The 18,889-nt window shown below is 66.5% G+C and carries 21 protein-coding genes and 1 tRNA gene; 19 read left to right on the forward strand and 3 right to left on the reverse strand.

All coding sequences use genetic code 11. The annotated features are described in order from the left end of the window. Nucleotides 1-151 precede the first annotated feature (151 nt). The 3 genes from IWX81_RS13280 to IWX81_RS13290 all read left to right on the forward strand — a co-directional run bounded on the left by IWX81_RS13280 (nt 152) and on the right by IWX81_RS13290 (nt 2,020). Complete coding sequence (locus tag IWX81_RS13280) at nt 152-1,279, forward strand: mannitol-1-phosphate 5-dehydrogenase (protein WP_199281799.1); 1,128 nt, start codon at nt 152-154, stop codon at nt 1,277-1,279. Nucleotides 1,280-1,397: 118 nt separating this feature from the next. Then, nucleotides 1,398-1,688 carry a hypothetical protein gene (locus IWX81_RS13285; protein WP_199281800.1) on the forward strand — a complete coding sequence of 97 codons (291 nt, stop codon included), beginning with the start codon at nt 1,398-1,400 and terminating at the stop codon, nt 1,686-1,688. Continuing rightward, on the forward strand, nt 1,685-2,020 hold the full coding sequence (locus IWX81_RS13290) for a hypothetical protein (RefSeq protein ID WP_199281801.1): 336 nt from the start codon (nt 1,685-1,687) through the stop codon (nt 2,018-2,020). The genes IWX81_RS13285 and IWX81_RS13290 overlap by 4 nt, the downstream gene beginning before the upstream one ends. A gap of 36 nt (nt 2,021-2,056) precedes the next feature. Here IWX81_RS13290 and IWX81_RS13295 read toward each other — a convergent pair whose 3' ends face one another. Next, the gene (locus tag IWX81_RS13295; protein ID WP_334594208.1) at nt 2,057-2,455 is read right to left on the reverse strand and encodes a DoxX family protein; all 399 of its coding nucleotides are present in this window, start codon (nt 2,453-2,455) and stop codon (nt 2,057-2,059) included. Between the two features lie 52 nt (nt 2,456-2,507). Here IWX81_RS13295 and IWX81_RS13300 point away from each other — a divergent pair, with 52 nt between their 5' ends. From IWX81_RS13300 to serA, 5 genes are all read left to right on the forward strand, one after another. Then, nucleotides 2,508-3,545, forward strand: a complete 1,038-nt coding sequence (locus IWX81_RS13300; protein ID WP_199281802.1) for a FecCD family ABC transporter permease — start codon at nt 2,508-2,510, stop codon at nt 3,543-3,545. Beyond that, the gene (locus IWX81_RS13305; RefSeq protein WP_199281803.1) at nt 3,542-4,591 is read left to right on the forward strand and encodes a FecCD family ABC transporter permease; all 1,050 of its coding nucleotides are present in this window, start codon (nt 3,542-3,544) and stop codon (nt 4,589-4,591) included. Before IWX81_RS13300 ends, IWX81_RS13305 begins: the two co-directional genes overlap by 4 nt. Further along, complete coding sequence (locus IWX81_RS13310; RefSeq protein ID WP_334594212.1) at nt 4,588-5,409, forward strand: ABC transporter ATP-binding protein; 822 nt, start codon at nt 4,588-4,590, stop codon at nt 5,407-5,409. The genes IWX81_RS13305 and IWX81_RS13310 overlap by 4 nt, the downstream gene beginning before the upstream one ends. Nucleotides 5,410-5,522: 113 nt before the next feature. Next, the gene (locus IWX81_RS13315; RefSeq protein ID WP_199281804.1) at nt 5,523-6,485 is read left to right on the forward strand and encodes an iron-siderophore ABC transporter substrate-binding protein; all 963 of its coding nucleotides are present in this window, start codon (nt 5,523-5,525) and stop codon (nt 6,483-6,485) included. Between the two features lie 114 nt (nt 6,486-6,599). Beyond that, on the forward strand, nt 6,600-8,192 hold the full coding sequence (gene serA, locus IWX81_RS13320; RefSeq protein WP_199281805.1) for a phosphoglycerate dehydrogenase: 1,593 nt from the start codon (nt 6,600-6,602) through the stop codon (nt 8,190-8,192). An 84-nt stretch (nt 8,193-8,276) separates the two neighbouring features. Here the strand turns inward: serA and IWX81_RS13325 are convergent, their stop codons facing one another. Together IWX81_RS13325 and IWX81_RS13330 are read right to left on the reverse strand one after the other, a co-directional pair. Then, complete coding sequence (locus IWX81_RS13325; RefSeq protein ID WP_199281806.1) at nt 8,277-8,531, reverse strand: DUF6458 family protein; 255 nt, start codon at nt 8,529-8,531, stop codon at nt 8,277-8,279. 62 nt (nt 8,532-8,593) lie between these two features. Next, complete coding sequence (locus IWX81_RS13330) at nt 8,594-9,142, reverse strand: TetR/AcrR family transcriptional regulator (RefSeq protein WP_199281807.1); 549 nt, start codon at nt 9,140-9,142, stop codon at nt 8,594-8,596. A gap of 44 nt (nt 9,143-9,186) precedes the next feature. Between IWX81_RS13330 and IWX81_RS13335 the strand changes: the two genes are divergently transcribed. From IWX81_RS13335 to IWX81_RS13385, 11 genes are all read left to right on the forward strand, one after another. After that, on the forward strand, nt 9,187-10,707 hold the full coding sequence (locus IWX81_RS13335; protein WP_442977789.1) for an MFS transporter: 1,521 nt from the start codon (nt 9,187-9,189) through the stop codon (nt 10,705-10,707). 50 nt (nt 10,708-10,757) lie between these two features. Further along, nucleotides 10,758-11,801, forward strand: coding sequence for a 3-isopropylmalate dehydrogenase (locus tag IWX81_RS13340; protein WP_199281808.1), 1,044 nt, complete (start codon nt 10,758-10,760; stop codon nt 11,799-11,801). 33 nt (nt 11,802-11,834) lie between these two features. Beyond that, the gene (locus tag IWX81_RS13345) at nt 11,835-12,953 is read left to right on the forward strand and encodes a branched-chain amino acid aminotransferase (protein ID WP_199281809.1); all 1,119 of its coding nucleotides are present in this window, start codon (nt 11,835-11,837) and stop codon (nt 12,951-12,953) included. Continuing rightward, on the forward strand, nt 12,950-13,711 hold the full coding sequence (locus IWX81_RS13350; RefSeq protein ID WP_199281810.1) for a fumarylacetoacetate hydrolase family protein: 762 nt from the start codon (nt 12,950-12,952) through the stop codon (nt 13,709-13,711). Before IWX81_RS13345 ends, IWX81_RS13350 begins: the two co-directional genes overlap by 4 nt. Before the next feature lie 42 nt (nt 13,712-13,753). Next, nucleotides 13,754-14,110 (forward strand): CopG family transcriptional regulator, encoded by a 357-nt coding sequence (locus IWX81_RS13355; protein ID WP_199281811.1) that lies wholly within the window; start codon nt 13,754-13,756, stop codon nt 14,108-14,110. Further along, nucleotides 14,107-14,439 (forward strand): hypothetical protein, encoded by a 333-nt coding sequence (locus IWX81_RS13360; RefSeq protein WP_199281812.1) that lies wholly within the window; start codon nt 14,107-14,109, stop codon nt 14,437-14,439. Before IWX81_RS13355 ends, IWX81_RS13360 begins: the two co-directional genes overlap by 4 nt. 11 nt (nt 14,440-14,450) lie before the next feature. Then, nucleotides 14,451-15,926, forward strand: a complete 1,476-nt coding sequence (gene gltX, locus IWX81_RS13365; RefSeq protein ID WP_199281813.1) for a glutamate--tRNA ligase — start codon at nt 14,451-14,453, stop codon at nt 15,924-15,926. Nucleotides 15,927-15,969: 43 nt separating this feature from the next. Then, entirely contained in the window at nt 15,970-17,133 is a 1,164-nt protein-coding gene (locus tag IWX81_RS13370; protein WP_199281814.1) for a lycopene cyclase family protein, read from the forward strand. Further along, a complete protein-coding gene (locus tag IWX81_RS13375; protein WP_199281815.1) occupies nt 17,130-18,035 on the forward strand; it encodes a Brp/Blh family beta-carotene 15,15'-dioxygenase in 906 nt (301 codons plus the stop codon). Before IWX81_RS13370 ends, IWX81_RS13375 begins: the two co-directional genes overlap by 4 nt. Then, nucleotides 18,032-18,721: a hypothetical protein gene (locus IWX81_RS13380; protein ID WP_199281816.1), complete on the forward strand. Its 690-nt coding sequence runs from the start codon at nt 18,032-18,034 to the stop codon at nt 18,719-18,721. Before IWX81_RS13375 ends, IWX81_RS13380 begins: the two co-directional genes overlap by 4 nt. A gap of 34 nt (nt 18,722-18,755) precedes the next feature. Further along, nucleotides 18,756-18,827: transfer RNA gene (locus IWX81_RS13385), tRNA-Gln, on the forward strand. Nucleotides 18,828-18,889 lie beyond the last annotated feature (62 nt).

Genomic DNA, 18,889 nt, shown 5'->3' on the forward strand with positions numbered 1-18,889 from the left:
GACCTCCCCTTTCGGAAATTCAGGAACTCAGCGCGAAGCGCGTCACGGCGCGCGGCGGGAGCCGGTATCAGTGCCCGCGGTTCCTGAATTTCCGACAGCAGCGCGGGGCCCGGCCCACCAACACCCAGCCCACGAGAATAGGATCGGGGGCATGGCGAAGACGGCTGTACATTTCGGGGCAGGCAACATCGGGCGCGGTTTTGTCGCGCAGTTTTTGCATGAGAGCGGATACGAGGTCGTGTTCGCCGATGTGAGCGAAGAGCTCATCGGCGCGCTCCAGCACCGCGACAGCTACGAGGTGATCGAGGTCGGCGATGGCGCCAGGACCAGGGTCGTCGACAACTACCGCGCCATCAACTCGAAGACGCACGAGGCCGACGTGATCGCCGAGATCGCGGCCGCCGACATCGTGACGACGGCCGTGGGAGCGCGCATCCTGCAGTTCGTCGCACCGGTGATCGCGAAAGGCCTCGCCGCCCGCACCCATCCCGAGCCGCTGGCCGTCATCGCCTGCGAGAACGCCATCGGCGGCACAGACCTGCTGGCGGCAGAAGTGCGCAAACACGACCCCGCGACGAACGCGATCTTCGCGAACTGTGCCATCGATCGCATCGTGCCCGAACAGGACGGCGGGCTGGATGTCACGATCGAATCGTTCTTCGAATGGGTGGTCGACCGCACCCCGTTCCACGGTTCGACCCCCGACATCGTCGGCGTGACCTGGGTCGACGACCTCGAGCCGTTCATCGAGCGCAAGTTGTTCACCGTGAACACGGCTCATGCCGCCGCGGCCTATCACGGCATCGACCGTGGCTGGGTCTCGATTCGTGAGGCGCTGGCCACCCCCGAACTTCAGGCCGAGATCCGTGCCGTGCTGGCGGAGACGAAGGAACTGCTGGTCGTCAAACACGGTTTCGACCCCGACGAGCAGCAGGCGTACATCGAGAAGACCCTCATGCGCATCTCCAATCCCGCGCTGCCCGACACCTGCGAGCGGGTGGGCCGCAGCCCGCTGCGCAAACTCAGCCGCCACGAGCGCTTCATCGGGCCGGCCGCAGAGCTCGCGGAGCGTGGCCTCGAGGTCTGGAACCTGCTCAACGCGGTCGGCGCAGCACTCCGCTTCGACGTGGAGGCCGACGCAGAGAGCGTCGAACTGCAGGCGATGCTGGACGGCGGAGCGGCGGCGGATGCCCTGGCCGGGTCGATCACCGGGCTCGAGCCGACGCATCCGCTGTTTCCTCACGTGGTCGAGGTCATCGAACTGAGGCTGGCCCGTTAGCGGCTCCGGGCCGTCCGAGCCCGAGGAAGACGCCTTCGCCTGGGCGGGCGACGAGAAGCCGGAACCCACCCCGGCTCGCGTTCGACGGCAGGTCGAGGCCGCGCCACAGTTGCCCGCCGTGCTTCTCGTGACGTACGGCATCCTGGGGGGCATCCACCTGATCTATCTCGCAGGCTGGGTGGTCGCCCTGCAGCGACTGAATGCCCTGAGCGTGCCGTCGAACGACGCGCTGACGGAAATCATGTTCCAGCTGGGGGAGGCGCTCGCGATCGTCAGCCCGGTCGCGTGGTTCGCCGCCGCGTTCATGCTCACCAGGGGTCGCCGCCCGATCGTGAGGTTGTTGTGGCTGCTGGCCGGGCTCGTGGTGGTCGCACCATGGCCGTTCGTGCTGGGAGCGTGGACGGCATGAGGCGCGTGATTCCGGCCGTGGCGCTCGCCGTGGTGTTCGGGCTGTTCTTCGCCTGGGACACCTGGGAGGCCGTCTCGAACCTCGTCGCGCTTCCCGGCTTCTACGACTACGCGGGATTCGGCAGCGAGAATGTGCCGTGGTGGCTGCTGATCATCGGTGTGGCGATTCCCGTGGTCGTGTTCGCCGCGGCGCTGCTGCTCGGTCGGGGCCGACCGCTGCTCGTGAAGGCAATCCTGCTCGTGGTGGGACTCGCGGTCACCTCGGCCCTCGGTCTCGGGGTGATCGGCCTCGAAGACGTGCTGCGGCCGACGATCCTGCTGGTGCCGCGCTAACACCGCTCGCGAGAACCGCGCGCTAGAGCCGCGCCGCTAGAACAGGCCGACCCAGATGATCAGGCCGATCAGGGCGACCTGCGCGGCCAGGCGCGGCCAGAACGGGATCGACAGCGACCTGAAGGTGTCAGGATGCTGGCTCGCATAGATGTTCGCCGGAAACACGGCCACGAGAAACAGTGAAAGCGCGATCGCGGCGGCGGGTCGCGTGATGGGCACGGCCAGTCCGATACCGCCGAGCACTTCGCAGACTCCCGTGATGTAGACGAGGGAGATCGGCCGGAAGGCGCCCTCGAACCTGAGGAACGGCGGGATCATCTTCGCCATGATGCGCGCCGGTTTCGGCCTGAAGTGGTTCAGCCCCATCACCACGAACACGGCGACGATGGCGGCAAGCACGATGAACCGGATGACGTCGACGACTGTGGGAGGCACGATCCATTCTCTCTGGATCGAGGCTTGGGCCTACATAGGTTAGGCTTACCTAATGAGCCCCGGCGTCCCTGCAGCGCCCGCTCGAAGCCTCTCCCGCTCGAACCGGCAGCGCGCGTCGTGGCTCGCAGGTCTCGCGGCGCTGCTCGCTGTGATCGCGGCCACGAGCCTGTTCGTCGGCTCCGGCGCGATCGAGCCGCGGGAGGTGTGGCGCGCCCTCACCGAGGGCGGCACCGACACGACGGCACTGCTCATCAACGATTTCCGCGTGCCCAGGATGCTCATCGCCCTCGTCGTGGGAGCGGCCCTCGGTCTCGCGGGCGCCGTCATCCAGGTCATCACGCGCAACCCGCTCGCCGACCCGGGGATCCTCGGCGTGAACGCCGGCGCCTATCTCGCCGTCGTGATCGCGATCACGTGGTTCGGCGCCACCAGTGTCACCAGCTACGTGTGGTGGTCGTTCGTCGGGGCGGTCGTGGTCTCCATCGCCGTCTACCTCATCGGGTGGAGTCGCGGCGCCGGCGTCACCCCGGTGCGACTCGTGCTCGCGGGAGTCGCCGTGTCGTACCTGCTCAACGGAATCAGCTTCGGAATCACGCTGGTCTACCCCGAGGTCTTCGACAAGATCCGCTTTTGGAGCGCAGGCTCGCTGCAGGGACGCCAGCTCGACGTCCTGCTCGGCGTGCTGCCGTTCCTCGCCGTCGGTATCGCCGTCGTGCTCGTGCTCGCCCGCTCTCTCAACATCGTCGCTCTCGGTGACGAACTCGCGGCGTCCCTCGGCGCACATCCATTGCGCATCAGGATCATCGGGCTGCTCGCCATCACGCTGTTGTGCGGGGCGGCGACCGCGGCCGCGGGGCCGATCGCGTTCCTCGGTCTGATGGCGCCCTACGTCGCACGTGCCGTGGTCGGACCGGACCAGCGCTGGCTCATCCCGCTCACAGCGGTCATTGCGCCTATCATCTTCCTGCTCGCCGACATGCTCGGGCGGGTGCTCGCTCAGGGCGAGGTGCCGGTGGGCCTGGTCACGGCGTTCGTCGGGGCACCGCTGCTGGTCATCCTGATCCGGTCGTCGAAGGCCAGGTCACTGTGAGTGCCCAGAGGATATTCGGCCGGGTGCTGCGCATCGGTGGGGTCAGCTCGCGCGTGAGTGTCCGCCCGATCGTCTTCATTGTCGCCGTCGCCGCGCTCCTCGTGGGGCTCGGGGCTGTTGCGGTGACCCTGGGTGAGTACCCGATCAGCATCGGGCAGATCCTGGCGGCGATCGGCGGGGATGGTTCCGACGCGGTCCGCCGCATCGTGGTCGAGGGCCGCCTTCCCCGCATCGTGCTCGCCGTGATCGCCGGAGCCGCTCTCGGGGTCAGCGGTGCCGTCTTCCAATCCGTCACTCGCAACCCTCTCGGAAGCCCCGACATCATCGGCTTCACCTCCGGCTCGTTCACCGGTGCACTCGTCGTGATCCTCGTCGTGGGCGGCAACTACCTGCAGATCGCGGGAGGTGCGCTGTTCGGCGGACTCGTGACCGCCCTCGTGGTGTACGCCCTCGCCTATCGCCGCGGGGGAGTGCACGGCTACCGGCTCATCGTGGTGGGGATCGCCGCGTCATTCTTCCTGCAGGCGATCAACGGCTGGCTCATCATCCGGGCCGATCTCAACAGCGCGCTCGCCGCGGCGAGCTGGGGTGCCGGCTCCTTCAACCTCGTCGACTGGCGCGAGAACCTCGTGGTGGCGGCCGTCATCGTGCTGACCATTCCCGCCCTGCTGTGGTCGAGTCGCCGCTTGCGGGTGCTGGAACTCGGTGATGACGCCGCCATAGCCCTCGGAGTGTCGGCGGAACGCACGCGCATAGTGTCACTGCTGGCTGCGATCGCACTGGTGGCGGTTGTCACGGCAGCCGTCGGCCCGGTGGCGTTCATCGCGCTCGCGGCTCCCCAGATCGCCAAACGGATGACGGGCTCGCCCTCCGTCGTGCTCATCCCCGCGGCGATGACCGGAGCCCTGCTGACGCTCGGGAGCGACATCATCGCGCAGCGGCTGCTCGCGCCGACGCAACTGCCCGTCGGAATCGTCACCGTCGTCGTCGGGGGCGTCTATCTCGTCGCGCTGCTGATATCCCAGGCCAGGAGGTCATCGCTGTGACAGTGCCAGCTTCGAACCCGCAGGCGTCGTCTCCCGCCAGGCTCGAGACCGACGGGCTCAGCGTCGGCTACGACCAGCGGGAGATCATCAGCGCGCTGTCGTTGCGGATTCCTGATCACGCATTCACCGTCATCGTCGGGCCGAATGCCTGCGGCAAGTCCACGCTGCTGCGCGCACTCGCGCGGGTGCTCACGCCGTCGGCCGGAGCGGTGCTGCTGGACGGCAGCGATATCGCCCGGCTCCCGTCGAAGGAGGTCGCGAAGAGGGTCGGGCTGCTGCCGCAATCCTCGGTGTCGCCGGAGGGCATCACCGTGGTCGACCTCGTGTCGCGCGGCCGGTATCCGCACCAGTCATTCCTGCGCCAGTGGAGCGAGTCCGACGAGCGTGCCGTGACCGCGGCGATGGAAGCGACCCATGTGACCGAGCTTGCGCTGCGCCACGTCGACGAGCTGTCGGGCGGCCAGCGGCAGAGGGTATGGGTCGCGATGGCGCTCGCGCAGGAGACGTCGATCCTGCTCCTGGACGAGCCGACCACTTTTTTGGATATCGCCCACCAGGTCGAGCTGCTGGATCTTTTCGACAGGCTCAACCGCGAGCGCGGGCACTCTCTCGTGGCCGTGCTCCACGACCTGAACCAGGCCGCCCGGTACGCCACGCACCTCATCGCCATGAAAGACGGCGCCGTTGTCGCCGAGGGCGCGCCAGCGGAGGTGGTCACGGCCGAGCTGGTCGAGGACGTCTTCGGACTGCGTGCCCGCATCATCTCGGATCCCGAGTCCGGCACTCCGCTGGTGATCCCGCTGGCCAGCCGGCGGTAGAGGCTGGGTCGCGAATTTAGTTTGGATAGGCTAACCTAACTAATACCAAGCCCATCAACCGGAGGCCCCTCTTGCGCTCGACGTCCCGTCACACCCTTTCCGCGGCTGCCGCCGTGGCCGCAGCGATCCTTGTCCTGAGTGGATGCGCGGCAACGCCGTCACCCGAGAGCGCGCAGGGCGACCTGCTCGGCTCTGTCGACACGATGTTCGGCACCGTCGACGTTCCCACCCCCGCCGATGGGGAGCTGACCGTGGTTGCTCTCGGATGGTCTGACGCCGAGATGGCGCTTTCCCTCGGTGTCGTGCCCGTCGCGGTCTACGACTGGCAGGGCTTCGGCGCAGAGAACAAGGGCGTCGGTCCGTGGGCCACGTCCCTCTTCGGCGACACAGATCCGCAGATCATCGAACGCAGCTCGGACAACCTCAACTTCGAGCAGATCGAGCTGCTGGAGCCCGACCTCATCCTGAACACCAGGAGCAGCAACGACGAGAAGGAATTCGAGCGACTGAGCCAGATCGCTCCCACCGTCTCCGCGCCGGAGGGCACTGCAGCGTTTGCGACGGACTGGGCGACCCAGCTCTCGAGCGTCTCAGAGGCGCTCGGGCTGGCCGACGACGGGCAGTCGCTCATCGAGTCGACCGAACAGTCGATCGCCGATGCCGCTGCGGCTCATCCGGAATTCGCCGGGAAGACCACGGCTTCTGCCGCCAAGTTCGGCGACGCCTACGGGGCCTACCTTTCCGGTGATGGCCGGTTCGACATCCTGTCCGATCTCGGGTTCGTGAGTAACCCCGCCATCGAAGCCCTGGGCTCTGAGGGCTTCTACGTGGCCGTGTCAGCCGAGAATGTGCCGGCCTTCGACGCCGACGTCATCGTCATGCTCCCGATCGGATACACCCTGGCCGAGACCGAGTCGGATCCATTGATCGCGAGCCTCCAGGTCGTGAAGGATGACCGCGCCGTGTTCATCGACCCCGACTCGGAATTGTCGGGTGCGTACAGCGCCGCGAGCGTGCTGAGCATCCCGGTCGTACTCGACCAGCTGGTGCCCGAACTCGCTGCCGCCGCAAGCTGAAGCGAGGGTCGCCCGGCGTAGCGCGCCGGGACACCCACTCGGCCTGCAGTAAAGTTTGCTGGGGCTGCGGTCATCGCGCCATCCAACTTCCACCCCATCGAAGGACTCGATCCCGTGGCCAAGCCGATCGTGCTGATTGCCGAAGAACTCTCCCCAGCTACCGTCGAGGCCCTCGGCCCCGATTTCGACGTGCGTTCCGTCGACGGCACCGACAGGCCAGCGCTGCTCGCCGCACTCGCGGGGGCCAGCGCCGTGCTGATCCGTTCCGCGACGAGGATGGACGAGGAGGCCATTGCGGCCAGCTCCACGCTCAAGGTGATCGCCCGTGCAGGCGTCGGTCTCGACAACGTCGACATCAGGGCGGCAACGGCCGCCGGCGTGATGGTGGTGAACGCCCCGACCTCGAACATCATCTCGGCAGCCGAGCTGACCGTAGGTCACATCCTGAGCCTCGCCCGCCACATCCCCGCGGCGCACGGCGCGCTCGCCCAGGGTCTCTGGAAGCGCTCGAAGTACACGGGCGTCGAGCTCTACGAGAAGACCATCGGCATCATCGGGCTCGGTCGTATCGGCGCCCTCATCACCGCCAGGATGCAGGCCTTCGGCACCAACGTCGTGGCCTACGACCCCTATGTGACCTCGGCTCGCGCCCAGCAGCTCGGCGTGACGCTGTTGCCGCTGGATGAACTGCTCGCCCAGTCCGACTTCATCACCATCCACATGCCGAAGACCCCCGAGACGACCGGGATGATCTCGACCGATCAGCTCGCGCGGATGAAGTCGACGGCGTTCATCATCAACGTCGCCCGCGGCGGCCTGATCGACGAGGATGCCCTCTATACGGCGCTCAAGTCCGGGCGCATCGCCGGAGCAGGGCTCGACGTCTTCGTGAACGAGCCGCCGACCGATTCGCCGCTTCTCGCGCTCGAGAACGTCGTCGTCACGCCGCACCTCGGTGCCTCGACCGATGAAGCGCAGGAGAAGGCCGGGGTCTCGGTCGCACGTTCCGTGCGGCTCGCCCTCGACGGTGAGCTCGTGCCCGATGCCGTCAACGTCGCCGGTGGGGTCATCGACCCGAGCGTGCGTCCCGGCATCCCGCTCATGGAGAAGCTCGGCCAGGTCTTCTCGGCGCTCGCCGACGACCCGATCACCAATATCGACATCGAGGTCCGCGGCGAGATCGTCGAGTTCGACGTCAATGTGCTCAAGCTCGCTGCGCTCAAGGGCATCTTCTCGAACATCGTCAGCGAGTCGGTCAGCTACGTCAACGCTCCCCTTCTGGCCGAGCAGCGCGGCATCACCGTGCGACTGGTCACGGATGCCGTCAGCGAGGAATACCGCAACCTCCTCACGATCCGCGGCGCCCTTGCCGACGGAACGCAGGTCTCGGTCTCTGGCACGCTCACGGGCACCAAGCAGGCGCAGAAAATCGTGGAGATCAACGGCTATGACGTGGAGGTGCCGTTCGCTGAGCACCTGATCGTGATGACGTACGTCGACCGCCCCGGCATCGTGGCTGTGTACGGCCAGGAGTTCGGCGACGCCAACATCAACATCGCCGGCATGCAGATCGCCCGTCGGAAGGCTGGCGGCCAGGCACTAAGCGTCCTGACCGTGGATTCGCCGGTGCCCACTGAGCTTCTCGACACGGTGCGCACCGCGATCGACGCGACACTTCTTACGGAGATCGACATCGTCGAGGCCTAGCCCGACAGGCTCCAGGGCCACACGCACTCAGGCCCGGCTCGTTCGAAAGAACGAGCCGGGCCTGAGTTGTGAAGACTGCGGAGTTTAGATCTCGTCAGGGGTGGTGCTGGTGCGACGCTCCTGGACAGAGCGGCCGCTGCCGTCGACGCCGGAGTGCACGGTCGTGACCGACTGGCGCTTACGCAGCATCAGCACGAGGCCGAGGATGAAAACGAGCGCACCGGCTCCCATCAGCAGGTAACCGACCAGCTGGAGGTCGATGAAGTCGACCTGCAGGTTGACGGCGAAGGCGAGGATTGCGCCGATGACAAAAAGGACGATTCCGGTTCCGATACTCATGCGCACAGCCTAGGCCGCTGGCAGGCTGGCGCCAGGGGCTTGTGTCGCCTGTCTGGAGTGCGCTAGAGGCGTGATCTCGCGGCGATCAACTGGTCGACGGCGGCCAGCAGTTCGTCGGTGTCGGGTGTCACGTTCTCTCCGCTCGGAAACAGCGCAGAGCGGTAATACAGTCCGTCGCTCATCAGCAGCACGATGCGCGCCACCACCGGGTCCCCGAGCGCGTCGGTGAGCATCCTGAGCCAGGAGCTCTCCACGGTCTCGAGGGCGGCGATGATGCCGGGATACTGGCCGGACTGTGCGAGGCGGCTGGCAATGGTGAAGGCGCGGTCGAGTGGGGTGTTCTCGGCTACCGAGAGGCGCATGAACCGTGAGACCATCCCGTCGGGAGCTGCGATCAACTCGGCCACTTCTTCTTCGGCCAGCGTCATGACCCGCTGGATCTCGCCGTCGACGAGGTCGTTCTTCGAGGCGAAGTGATAGAGCAGGCCGCCCTTCGATACGCCTGCCCGTTTTGCGACAGCGTCGAGAGTGGCAGTTCGTTCCCCACTGTCGATGACGATCGACTCGAACGCGTCGAGGATCAGGTCACGGGTCGAGGTGCTGGACGTCATACTCCCACAGTATAGTTGGACGACTGTACCGGCTGGACGGTATAGTGAATCAGGTGATTATTGATGACGTAACAGTGAGGGCGGGTTCGCGGCAGTGGGCCGGGCTCGCTGTGCTTATGCTGCCCGTTCTGCTGATCTCGATCGACAACACGGTGCTGAGCTTTGCTCTCCCCGAGATCTCCCGGGACCTGCGCCCGAGCGCGGCCGGCCAGTTGTGGATCGTCGACGCCTATCCGCTCGTGCTCGCGGGGCTGCTCGTGGCGATGGGAAACCTCGGCGACCGGTTCGGCCGTCGCCGGATGCTCATGATCGGCACGGCGGGATTCGGCGCCGTCTCCGCGCTGGCCGCGTTCGCGCCATCCGCAGAACTGCTCATTGCCGCGAGAGTGCTGCTCGGATTCTTCGGGGCGATGCTGATGCCATCGACCCTGTCGCTGTTGCGCAACCTCTTCACCGACCGCCGGCAGCGTCGGCTGGCCATCGCCATCTGGGCGGCGGGATTCTCGGCGGGTTCTGCCATCGGGCCCGTGGTGGGCGGTGTGCTCCTCGAACACTTCTGGTGGGGGTCGGTCTTCCTGATCGCCGTGCCTGTGCTGTTGCCGCTGCTGATCTTCGTGCCGTTGCTGGTGCCGGAGTCGAAGGATCCGACGCCCGGTCCATTCGATCCCGTGAGCGTGCTGCTCTCGATGGCGGCCCTCACGCCCATCGTCTACGCCATCAAGAGTGTTGCCACCAATGGCATCGGTGTGATGCCGGTCGCGCTCGTCGCCGTCGGAGTCGTCTCAGGGTTCCTGTTCGTGCGTCGACTCCTCGCGCAGCCGAACCCCATGCTCGACATGCGATTGTTCAGGGTGCCCACGTTCAGCGGGGCGGTCATCGTCAACCTCGTGAGCGTGTTCTCTCTCGTGGGATTCCTCTACTTCCTCACGCAACACCTCCAACTCGTCGTCGGGTTGTCGCCGCTGAATGCGGCGCTCGCGCTCATCCCCGGTGTGGTCATCATTATCGTGACGGGCCTGCTCGCCGTTCCTCTCGTGCGGATCGTGCGGCCCGGTTTCGTCATGGCCGCGGGGCTCGGGCTGAGCTTCACCGCCTATGCGATGACCGCCGTGATCGGCAGCGGCGCCACCGTGACCACCCTCGTCGTCGCGTTCTGCCTGCTCGGGGCGGGAATCGGAGCGGCAGAGACCCTGTCGAACGACCTGGTGATCGCCAGTGTGCCGCCCGAGAAGGCCGGTGCGGCATCCGGAGTCTCTGAGACCGCGTACGAACTCGGTGCCGTGCTGGGCACAGCTGTGCTCGGAAGCATCCTTGCCGCGTTTTACCGCAGCTCGATAGTGATACCGAACGGGGTCGGCGACGTGGATGCGCAGGCGGCCCGCGACACCCTCGGTGGCGCGGTGGAGGTGTCATCCACCCTCCCCGGCGGTGTCGGCGACGCCCTGCTCGAGTCGGCCCGCAGCGCCTTCGATTCCGGCGTGACCGTCACCTCGTGGTTCGCGGCAGCCATGATGCTCGTGGCCATCGCCGTGACCCTGCTCACGCTGCGGAAGGCCCGCGGCTAGGCGCGCCCGGCCGGGCGAGTCGGGGTGCCGCACGGCGGTACTGTACATCCATGGCACCAACCCTGAATCTCGCAGTCATTCCCGGCGATGGCATCGGCCCCGAGGTCATCGCAGAAGCACTCAAGGTGCTTGCGGCGACGGGGGTGGATGCCACGACCATCGAGTTCCCGTTCGGCGCCGGGCATTTTCTGGCCACCGGTGACATCCTCGGCGCTGCCGACCTCGAGTCGCTGACGCCCTTCGATGCGATCCTGCTCGGGGCCATCGGCGGAGATCCACGCGATCCACGGCTGGCCGGCGGCATCATCGAGCGTGGGTTGCTGTTGAAGCTCAGGTTCGCGTTCGACCACTACGTGAACCTGCGCCCGACGGCCCTGTTCCCCGGGGTGGCGTCTCCGCTCGCGAACCCCGGCACCGTGGACTTCGTGGTGGTACGCGAGGGCACAGAGGGCCCGTACGTGGGCAATGGCGGCGGCATCCGGGTCGGAACCGAACACGAGATCGCCACAGAGGTCTCGATCAATACCGCGTTCGGCGCCGAGCGGGTCGTGCGTTTCGCGTTCGGCCAGGCCGTGGCGCGCAGGAACAAGCTCACCCTCGTGCACAAGACCAACGTGCTCACCCACGCGGGCAGCCTGTGGCAGCGCACCGTCGACCGGGTCGCCCTCGAGTTCCCCTCCGTCGAGGTCGGGTACCAGCACATCGATGCCGCGACTATCCATCTGGTGACCGACCCGGGTAAATTCGATGTCATCGTCACCGACAATCTCTTCGGCGATATCCTCACCGATCTTGCCGCCGCAATCAGCGGTGGCATCGGGCTGGCGGCCTCGGGCAACATCAACCCCGACGGTACGTTCCCCTCGATGTTCGAACCCGTCCACGGTTCGGCACCGGACATCGCGGGCCAGCAGCTGGCCGACCCCACTGCGGCGATCCTCTCCGTTGCGCTGTTGCTGACTCACCTCGGCGAGCAGGATGCCGCGGCGAAGGTCACAGCGGCCGTCGAGGCCGATCTTGCCGCTCGTGGCACCACGTCACGGTCCACGGCCGAGGTCGGTTCTGCGATTGCGGCTGCGGTAGCGCAGAATTAGTAGCACGTCCGACTAAATCCCTGAAGGATCCCCATGAAGAACCTGCTCGCTCCCGTGTCACTCCAGTTCCTGGTGAAGAAAAACCAGGATGCCCGCTCGGAGCAGGAGCATGCCGACATTCTGGCTGACCCCGGTTTCGGCAAGCACTTCACCGATCACATGGTCGACATCTGCTGGAGCGAGAAGGGCGGATGGCACCGCGCCCGCGTCCAGCCCTACGGACCCATCGCGCTCGACCCGGCCGCCGCCGTGCTGCACTACGCCCAGGAGGTCTTCGAGGGGCTCAAGGCCTATCGCCACGCTGACGGCTCCATCTGGTCGTTCCGGCCCGAGGCGAACGCCGCCCGCATGCAGCGTTCGGCGCGCCGTCTGGCCCTTCCGGAGTTGCCTACCGAAGACTTCATCGAATCGCTCCGGCAGCTCATCGCCGTCGACTCCCGCTGGGTGCCGTCCGCCCCGGAGACGAGCCTGTACCTGCGTCCGTTCATGTTTGCGAAAGAAGCGTTTCTCGGGGTGCGCCCTGCGGCAAAGGTCAACTACTACGTCATCGCGAGCCCGGCCGGCGCCTACTTCACGGGTGGGGTCAACCCGCTGTCGATCTGGGTGTCGACGAGTTACGCGCGCGCAGGCAAGGGCGGGATGGGTTCAGCCAAGACCGGAGGAAACTATGCGTCGTCGCTCGTGGCACAGCAGGAGGCGTACGACCACGGTTGCGCGCAGGTGCTGTTCCTGGATGCCGAGGAGGGAAAGTATCTGGAGGAACTCGGCGGCATGAACGTCGTCTTCGTGTACAAGGATGGCCGTCTCGTGACTCCGGATTCTCCGAGCATCCTCGAGGGCATCACGCTCGACTCGATCCTGCAGCTCGGCGTCGACCGTGGGCTGACCGTGGAACGCCGCAGGGTCAGTATCGACGAGATCCGCGAGGGTGTGGCATCCGGCGACATCGTGGAGATGTTCGCGTGCGGCACCGCCGCCGTCGTCACCCCGATCGCCCAGTTCAGGGCCGACGGTTTCACGATCGGCGATGCGGATGCGCCAGCAGGTGAGCTCACCATGTCTCTGCGCGAAGAGCTGACCGACATCCAGTACGGTCGCCGCCCCGACACCCACGGCTGGCTCACCAGGCTCGACAGCGAGGGCGCCGAGTGAAGGTCGCACGATTCAGCACGGGCGGTGATCCCCGGTTCGGCATCGTCGACGGCGATGAGATCGTCGTGCTGGCGGGCGACCCGATGTTCGCGGGTTTCGAGACGACGGATGAGCGCGTGCCGCTGGCTGAGGCGAAGCTTCTCGCTCCCGTCATCCCGCGGTCGAAGGTCGTCGCCGTCGGCAAGAATTACGTCGATCACGTTGCCGAATTCGGGGGAGAGGTTCCGACGGAGCCGCTGCTCTTCCTGAAGCCGAACACGTCGGTGATCGGCCCTGGGGACGCCATCGTGCTTCCCCGGCAAAGCAACCGCGTCGACTTCGAGGGGGAGCTCGCCATCGTCATCGGCAGCATCGCCCGCAACGTCGCCGAGGCTGATGTCGATTCGGTGATCTTCGGGTACACCATCGCCAACGATGTGACGGCACGTGACCTGCAGAAGACTGACGGCCAGTGGGCGCGGGCGAAGGGCTTCGATACGTTCTGCCCACTCGGGCCTGTGATCGAGACCGAGTTCGACGTTGCGGCGGGCAGTGTCGAGTCACGGCTCAACGGAGAGGCCCGCCAGGGCGCTCCCTTCACCGACATGGTGCACTCCGTCGCGTCCATCGTCGCGTACGTCTCCGCCGCGTTCACCCTGCTGCCGGGCGACGTGATCCTGACCGGGACGCCCGCCGGAGTCGGAAAGATGGTCGACGGTGATGTCATCGAGATCGAGGTCTCCGGAATCGGCGTGCTGAGCAACCCCGTCCGCGGCTGACCCGCCCGCTTCAGCCCCGGGAGAAGGCTGCTCCCTTAGAGGATGTATGGCACTCCGCCATACATCCTGTTCCACGGCCACCACATCGTGGGCTGCGTGCTCTACTCCTCCCCAGCCCTCGTGGGTCGGTTTTTGCTGACCACCAGGGTTGCTCCACTCGCTACGTATGGCGAAGAGGCATACCTTCGCAGGATGACAGCCCACATCCCGGAGCCCGAGCACCCACAGAACGATCCGCATCGGATGGTGCGAACTACGGTGTTTCTACCCACGTCAGTCGTCGCCGGAGTCCGGGTTGTCGCGAAAGCGCGCGGAACGTCGTCCGCGGGGATCATCAGGGCAGCGGTGGAGTCCGCGGTGGGGGGATATCGTCCGCCGCCGCGCGGGGGATTCCTGTGATCCTCGATGCCGAGAGCCTTCTCACGTTCTTCGATCGGAAAAGGGACGGCCACTGGGCGATGGCAGGCACGATCGATCTGGCTGCCGACGGGGAACAACTCGTGGTTTCACCGTTCGTCATCGCGCAACTCGAACCCCTGACCCGAGCACAGTTCGGGCGGGACGGCTGGCTCGCCGTGCTCGAGGAACTGGCGGGCGGTGCGTGGAGCATCGCGGTCATCGACGCCGTTCATCTGGAGGCCATGCGCTCGCTGCTCGACGACGGAACGTCCATCGCCGGAGCTGGTAGTTGCGCGGAGGCATCTGTTGCTGTGCTCACCGCCTCGTAGACTTGAGCCCGATGACCGCTCTATTCTCCACAGCCACCGGAACCGACGTCCGCGTCAGATTCTGCCCATCGCCCACCGGAACGCCGCATGTGGGGCTGATCCGCACGGCCCTGTTCAACTGGGCATACGCCCGGCACACCGGCGGAACCATGGTCTTCCGTGTCGAAGACACCGATGCTGAGCGCGACAGTGAAGAGAGCTACCTGCAGTTGCTCGATGCACTGCGCTGGCTGCACATCGACTGGGACGAGGGCATCGACGTCGGCGGGCCGCACGAGCCGTACCGTCAGTCGCAGCGCACCAGCATCTACCTCGAGGTGATCGAGAAGCTGAAGGCGACCGGCCACCTCTACGAGTCCTTCGCGACGGGCGAAGAGATCGAGGCCCGCAACGTTGCTGCCGGTCGCGACCCCAAGCAGGGCTACGACAACTTCGAGCGCGACCTCACCGTCGAGCAGAAGGCCGCGTTCGTGGCAGAAGGGCGCCAGCCGGCCCTGCGTCTTCGCGTTCCGGACACCGACCTCAGCTTCGACGACCTCGTCCGTGGCGAGATCACCTTCCCCGCGGGATCCTTCACCGACTTCGTCGTGGTGAGACCGAACGGGGCGCCGCTCTACACCTTCGTCAACCCGGTGGACGATGCGCTCATGGGAATCACCCACGTGCTGCGTGGCGAAGACCTGCTCTCATCCACTCCGCGCCAGATCGCGCTGTACACCGCGCTCATCGAGATCGGGGTCGCCACGGCCATCCCACGATTCGGCCATCTGCCCTACGTCATGGGGGAGGGCAACAAGAAACTGTCGAAGCGCGACCCGGAGTCGAGCCTCTTCCATCACCGTGATCGCGGCTTCATCCCCGAGGGGCTCATCAACTACCTCGCGCTGCTCGGCTGGTCGATTGCGGCCGACCGCGACGTGTTCTCGATCGACGAGATGGTCGCTGCGTTCGACGTCGTCGACGTGAACCCGAACCCGGCCAGATTCGACGTGAAGAAGGCCGAGTCCATCAACGGCGACCAGATCCGGCTTCTCGAAGTGCACGAGTTCGCCAAGCGACTCGAGCCCTACGTCGCAGACATGCTCAAGGACGACGGCGATCGCGCCATGTTGCTGGCCGCAGCGCCTCTGGTGCAGGAGCGGATGCAGCTGCTCGGGGAATCCCGCGAACTGCTCGCCTTCCTGTTCACGAAAGACGACGACCTGGCCTTCGCCGCCGACGCGATGCCGAGTGCCGACGGTGCCGACGTGCTGGATGCCGCAGCGGCGGTATTGCCCGCCGTCGCGCCGTGGAACACGGAGAACATCGAGGCCGCGCTGCGCGCAGAGTTGATCGAGTCGAGGGGCATGAAGCCGCGCACGGCCTTCGGTCCCTTGCGCACGGCACTGTCGGGCCGCCGGATCAGCCCACCGCTCTTCGAGTCGATGGAGTTGCTCGGTCGAGAATCCACTCTCAGGCGCATCGAAAGGCTCCGCGCGAGCCTCTAGCGGCGTGGGCTGAAGAAGCTCCGCGGAAGCTTAGAGTGGGGATGTGCCATCCGATCATGACGTCGACCTCGTCATTCTCGGCGGTGGCTGCGCTGGCCTCTCACTGGCGGCCCGCCTGGCCGACGCTCGCACAGGGCTGACGGTCGTCGTGCTCGAAGCGCGGACCGGCTACGTGGATGACCGCAGCTGGTGTTTCTGGAGACCTGAGCAGCACGACCTCAGCCATCTCGTGTCGAAGTCATGGTCGTCGTGGACCTTCAGGGGTGCCGACGGGCGCACCTCGACCCGTGCAGTCCCCGGCCTGCGGTACCAGTACATTCGAGGGTCTGACTTCTACGCGGACGCGCTGCAGCGGATAGCGACATCCAGCTCCGTCTCGATCCGCACGGGGGTGCGGGTGTCGACCGTCGAACCCGAGGGCAATGGCCTGCGTGTGCAGACCGATTCGGGAGAGTTCACGCCCCGTTGGGTGGTGGATACCCGGCCCCGGCGACTCCCCGCCATGCTCTACCAGTGCTTCGCCGGCGTGGAGATCGAGTCCGACAGTCCGCTGCCGTTCGATCTCGACGAAGCCGGCCTCATGACCGGCATGCGCTCCGACGCTGATGGGCTGGGGTTCACGTACATCCTGCCGCTGACTGCCACCAGCGCCATCATCGAATGGACCAGATTCAGCGCGAGGCCGCTCCCTCCAGCCGAACTCGCCGCAGGACTTGCCGCTGTGCTCGATGCGAAAGGCCTGGCGTCGGCTCGCGTGATCCGGAACGAAGGCGGCGTGCTGCCGATGGGTCGGCCCCCGGCGGTGTCGGCGTCCGTGCCCGGTGTGGTGCTCGCGGGCATGGGGGGAGGCGCGCTGCGCGCGGCGTCCGGTTATGCCTTCCTGCGCATCCAGGGCTGGGCCGAAACCTGCGCCGCGGAGCTACAGTCCGGCCGGGCTCCCGTCGGGCATCCGGCAGAACCATGGGATCGCCGCGAGATGGATCGCATCTTCCTGCAGGCGATCCGCGCTCGGCCGGAGAAGACCGGTGACTACTTCCTGCGCCTTGCCGGCTCGGTTCCTCCCGAGCGGCTGGTGCGTTTTCTCAGCGACCAGGCCACGGTCGGCGACTACGCCCGCATCATCGCGAGCCTCCCGCTGCTGCCGTTTCTTGCCCAGATCCCTCGCAGGCCAGAGCTTTTTCTGCGGACAGAGGAGGTGGCAGGATGACGACAGTCGAGTCGAGACGCCCCCCGGTGGAGACGTACCTGTTCTGCGGATTCGCCCTGGTCGCCGTGGCGGTCTTCCTCACCCCGGCCGCCGCACCGCCGCTGCAGGCCCAGGTGATCGTGCTCGGGGTGCTCGCCGCAGTGCTCGGCCTCCCGCACGGTGCACTGGATCCGCTCATCGCCCGTCGGCTCGGGCTGTGGAAGGGCCCTGCGGGGTTCGCGGTGTTCAACCTCGCCTACCTCGGAGCCGTGGTCGTCGTCGTGCTGCTGTGGCTGCTGAACCCCGTAGCCAGCCTTGTGGTGTTCCTCGCCGTCTCTGCCATGCACTTCGGCGCGGACTGGAACGGCGACCGACCCGTGTGGCTGCGCATCGCGGCGGGCGTCGGGCTTCTCTCCCTTCCGTCCCTCGGTCACAGGGCAGAGGTATCGGGCCTCTACGAGACTCTCGCTCCCGGCGGCGGCGATGCCATCTCGACCGTGCAGTTCTGGATCGCGCCGGTTGCCCTGGTCGGAATGCTCATCGGAGCAGGTCTCGCGGTGCGCCGTCGACCGAATGAGGCTGCCGAGCTCGTCGTCGCGGCGCTGCTGGCCGTCGTCGCCCCGCCCCTCGTGTTCTTTGCCATCTACTTCTGCGCCCTGCACAGCGTGCGTCACCTGCGCTCCGGGTTCAGCGCCGAGAGCCGGGGTCGACTGACTGGTCTCATCGTCGTGCTGTACACGGCCGTGCCCATCCTCGGCGCCGTCGCCGTGCTGCTCGTCTCGCTGTCGGTCGGCCCGATCGTCTCCGTGGATGACCGGCTGCTGCAGGTCGTCTTCATCGGCCTCGCGGGGCTCACCGTGCCGCACATGATCCTCGTCGGTCTCGAGTCGCGGCGCAGCGCCCGGACTATCGTGGACGCATGACCTCCTTCGACGTGAAGCGGAAGCGACCGCGCTGGGTGGGATGGATTCCCGCTGTCGCGCTGGTGCTCATTGTCGCCGCAGTGGGTATCACGTCGGCGGTTCTGGTGGGTAACGGCCTAGGTGGGCCGGCTCCGGAGCCGACGGTGGGGGAGGTGACCGAGCTCAACTGGTCATCCTTCACGGAAGACGGCCTCGCCTACATCGAGAGGTCGCGCGACGTGCGCATCGACCTGTCCCGATCGCCGACGGATGCCGCGGCCCTCGGCCTCGCCGCGGACGGCACGACCACCATCGGCCCGAGCGAGAACTTCGACACCGACAACGACTACTACCTGATCGCGAACGGCGGTGGTGAGGGATTCGGCGGCAAGCGCTTCACCGTCAGCCAGCTGTCCATCACCACGTCGGGCGGCGAGATCTCTCACATCATCGCCCAGTCGAGCGGGATCGTCCCGTTCAGGGTCGCGCTGAACGATCTGGGCGCACAGGCCAAAGAGTTCGGCTGGCAGCCCCTCGACACGGATGCGATCTTCGCCGACGTGAATGCGTCGGTGGCGGCCGGTGAGCCGTTCGGATTCACGGCGGGACCGGGAGACCGGCTCGGAATGGGTGTCGCGGCCAGCGCCAACTGCGACCAGTCCGGGTCGTGCGTCGTCGAGTACGACATCACGCCTGAGGTACGCTAAAGTAGACAGTCGGCCCGGCTTCGGCAGGGCCCTGTGGGGTATGGTGTAATTGGCAACACGGAAGATTCTGATTCTTTTGTTCTTGGTTCGAGTCCAGGTACCCCAGCTTTAGCTCCGTGTAGTGAGCAGCCCGAAGAGCCCCGGTCATCCGGGGCTTTTTTGTTGCCC

This window comes from Salinibacterium sp. CAN_S4 (assembly GCF_015752305.1).
Classification (GTDB): Bacteria; Actinomycetota; Actinomycetes; order Actinomycetales; family Microbacteriaceae; genus Rhodoglobus.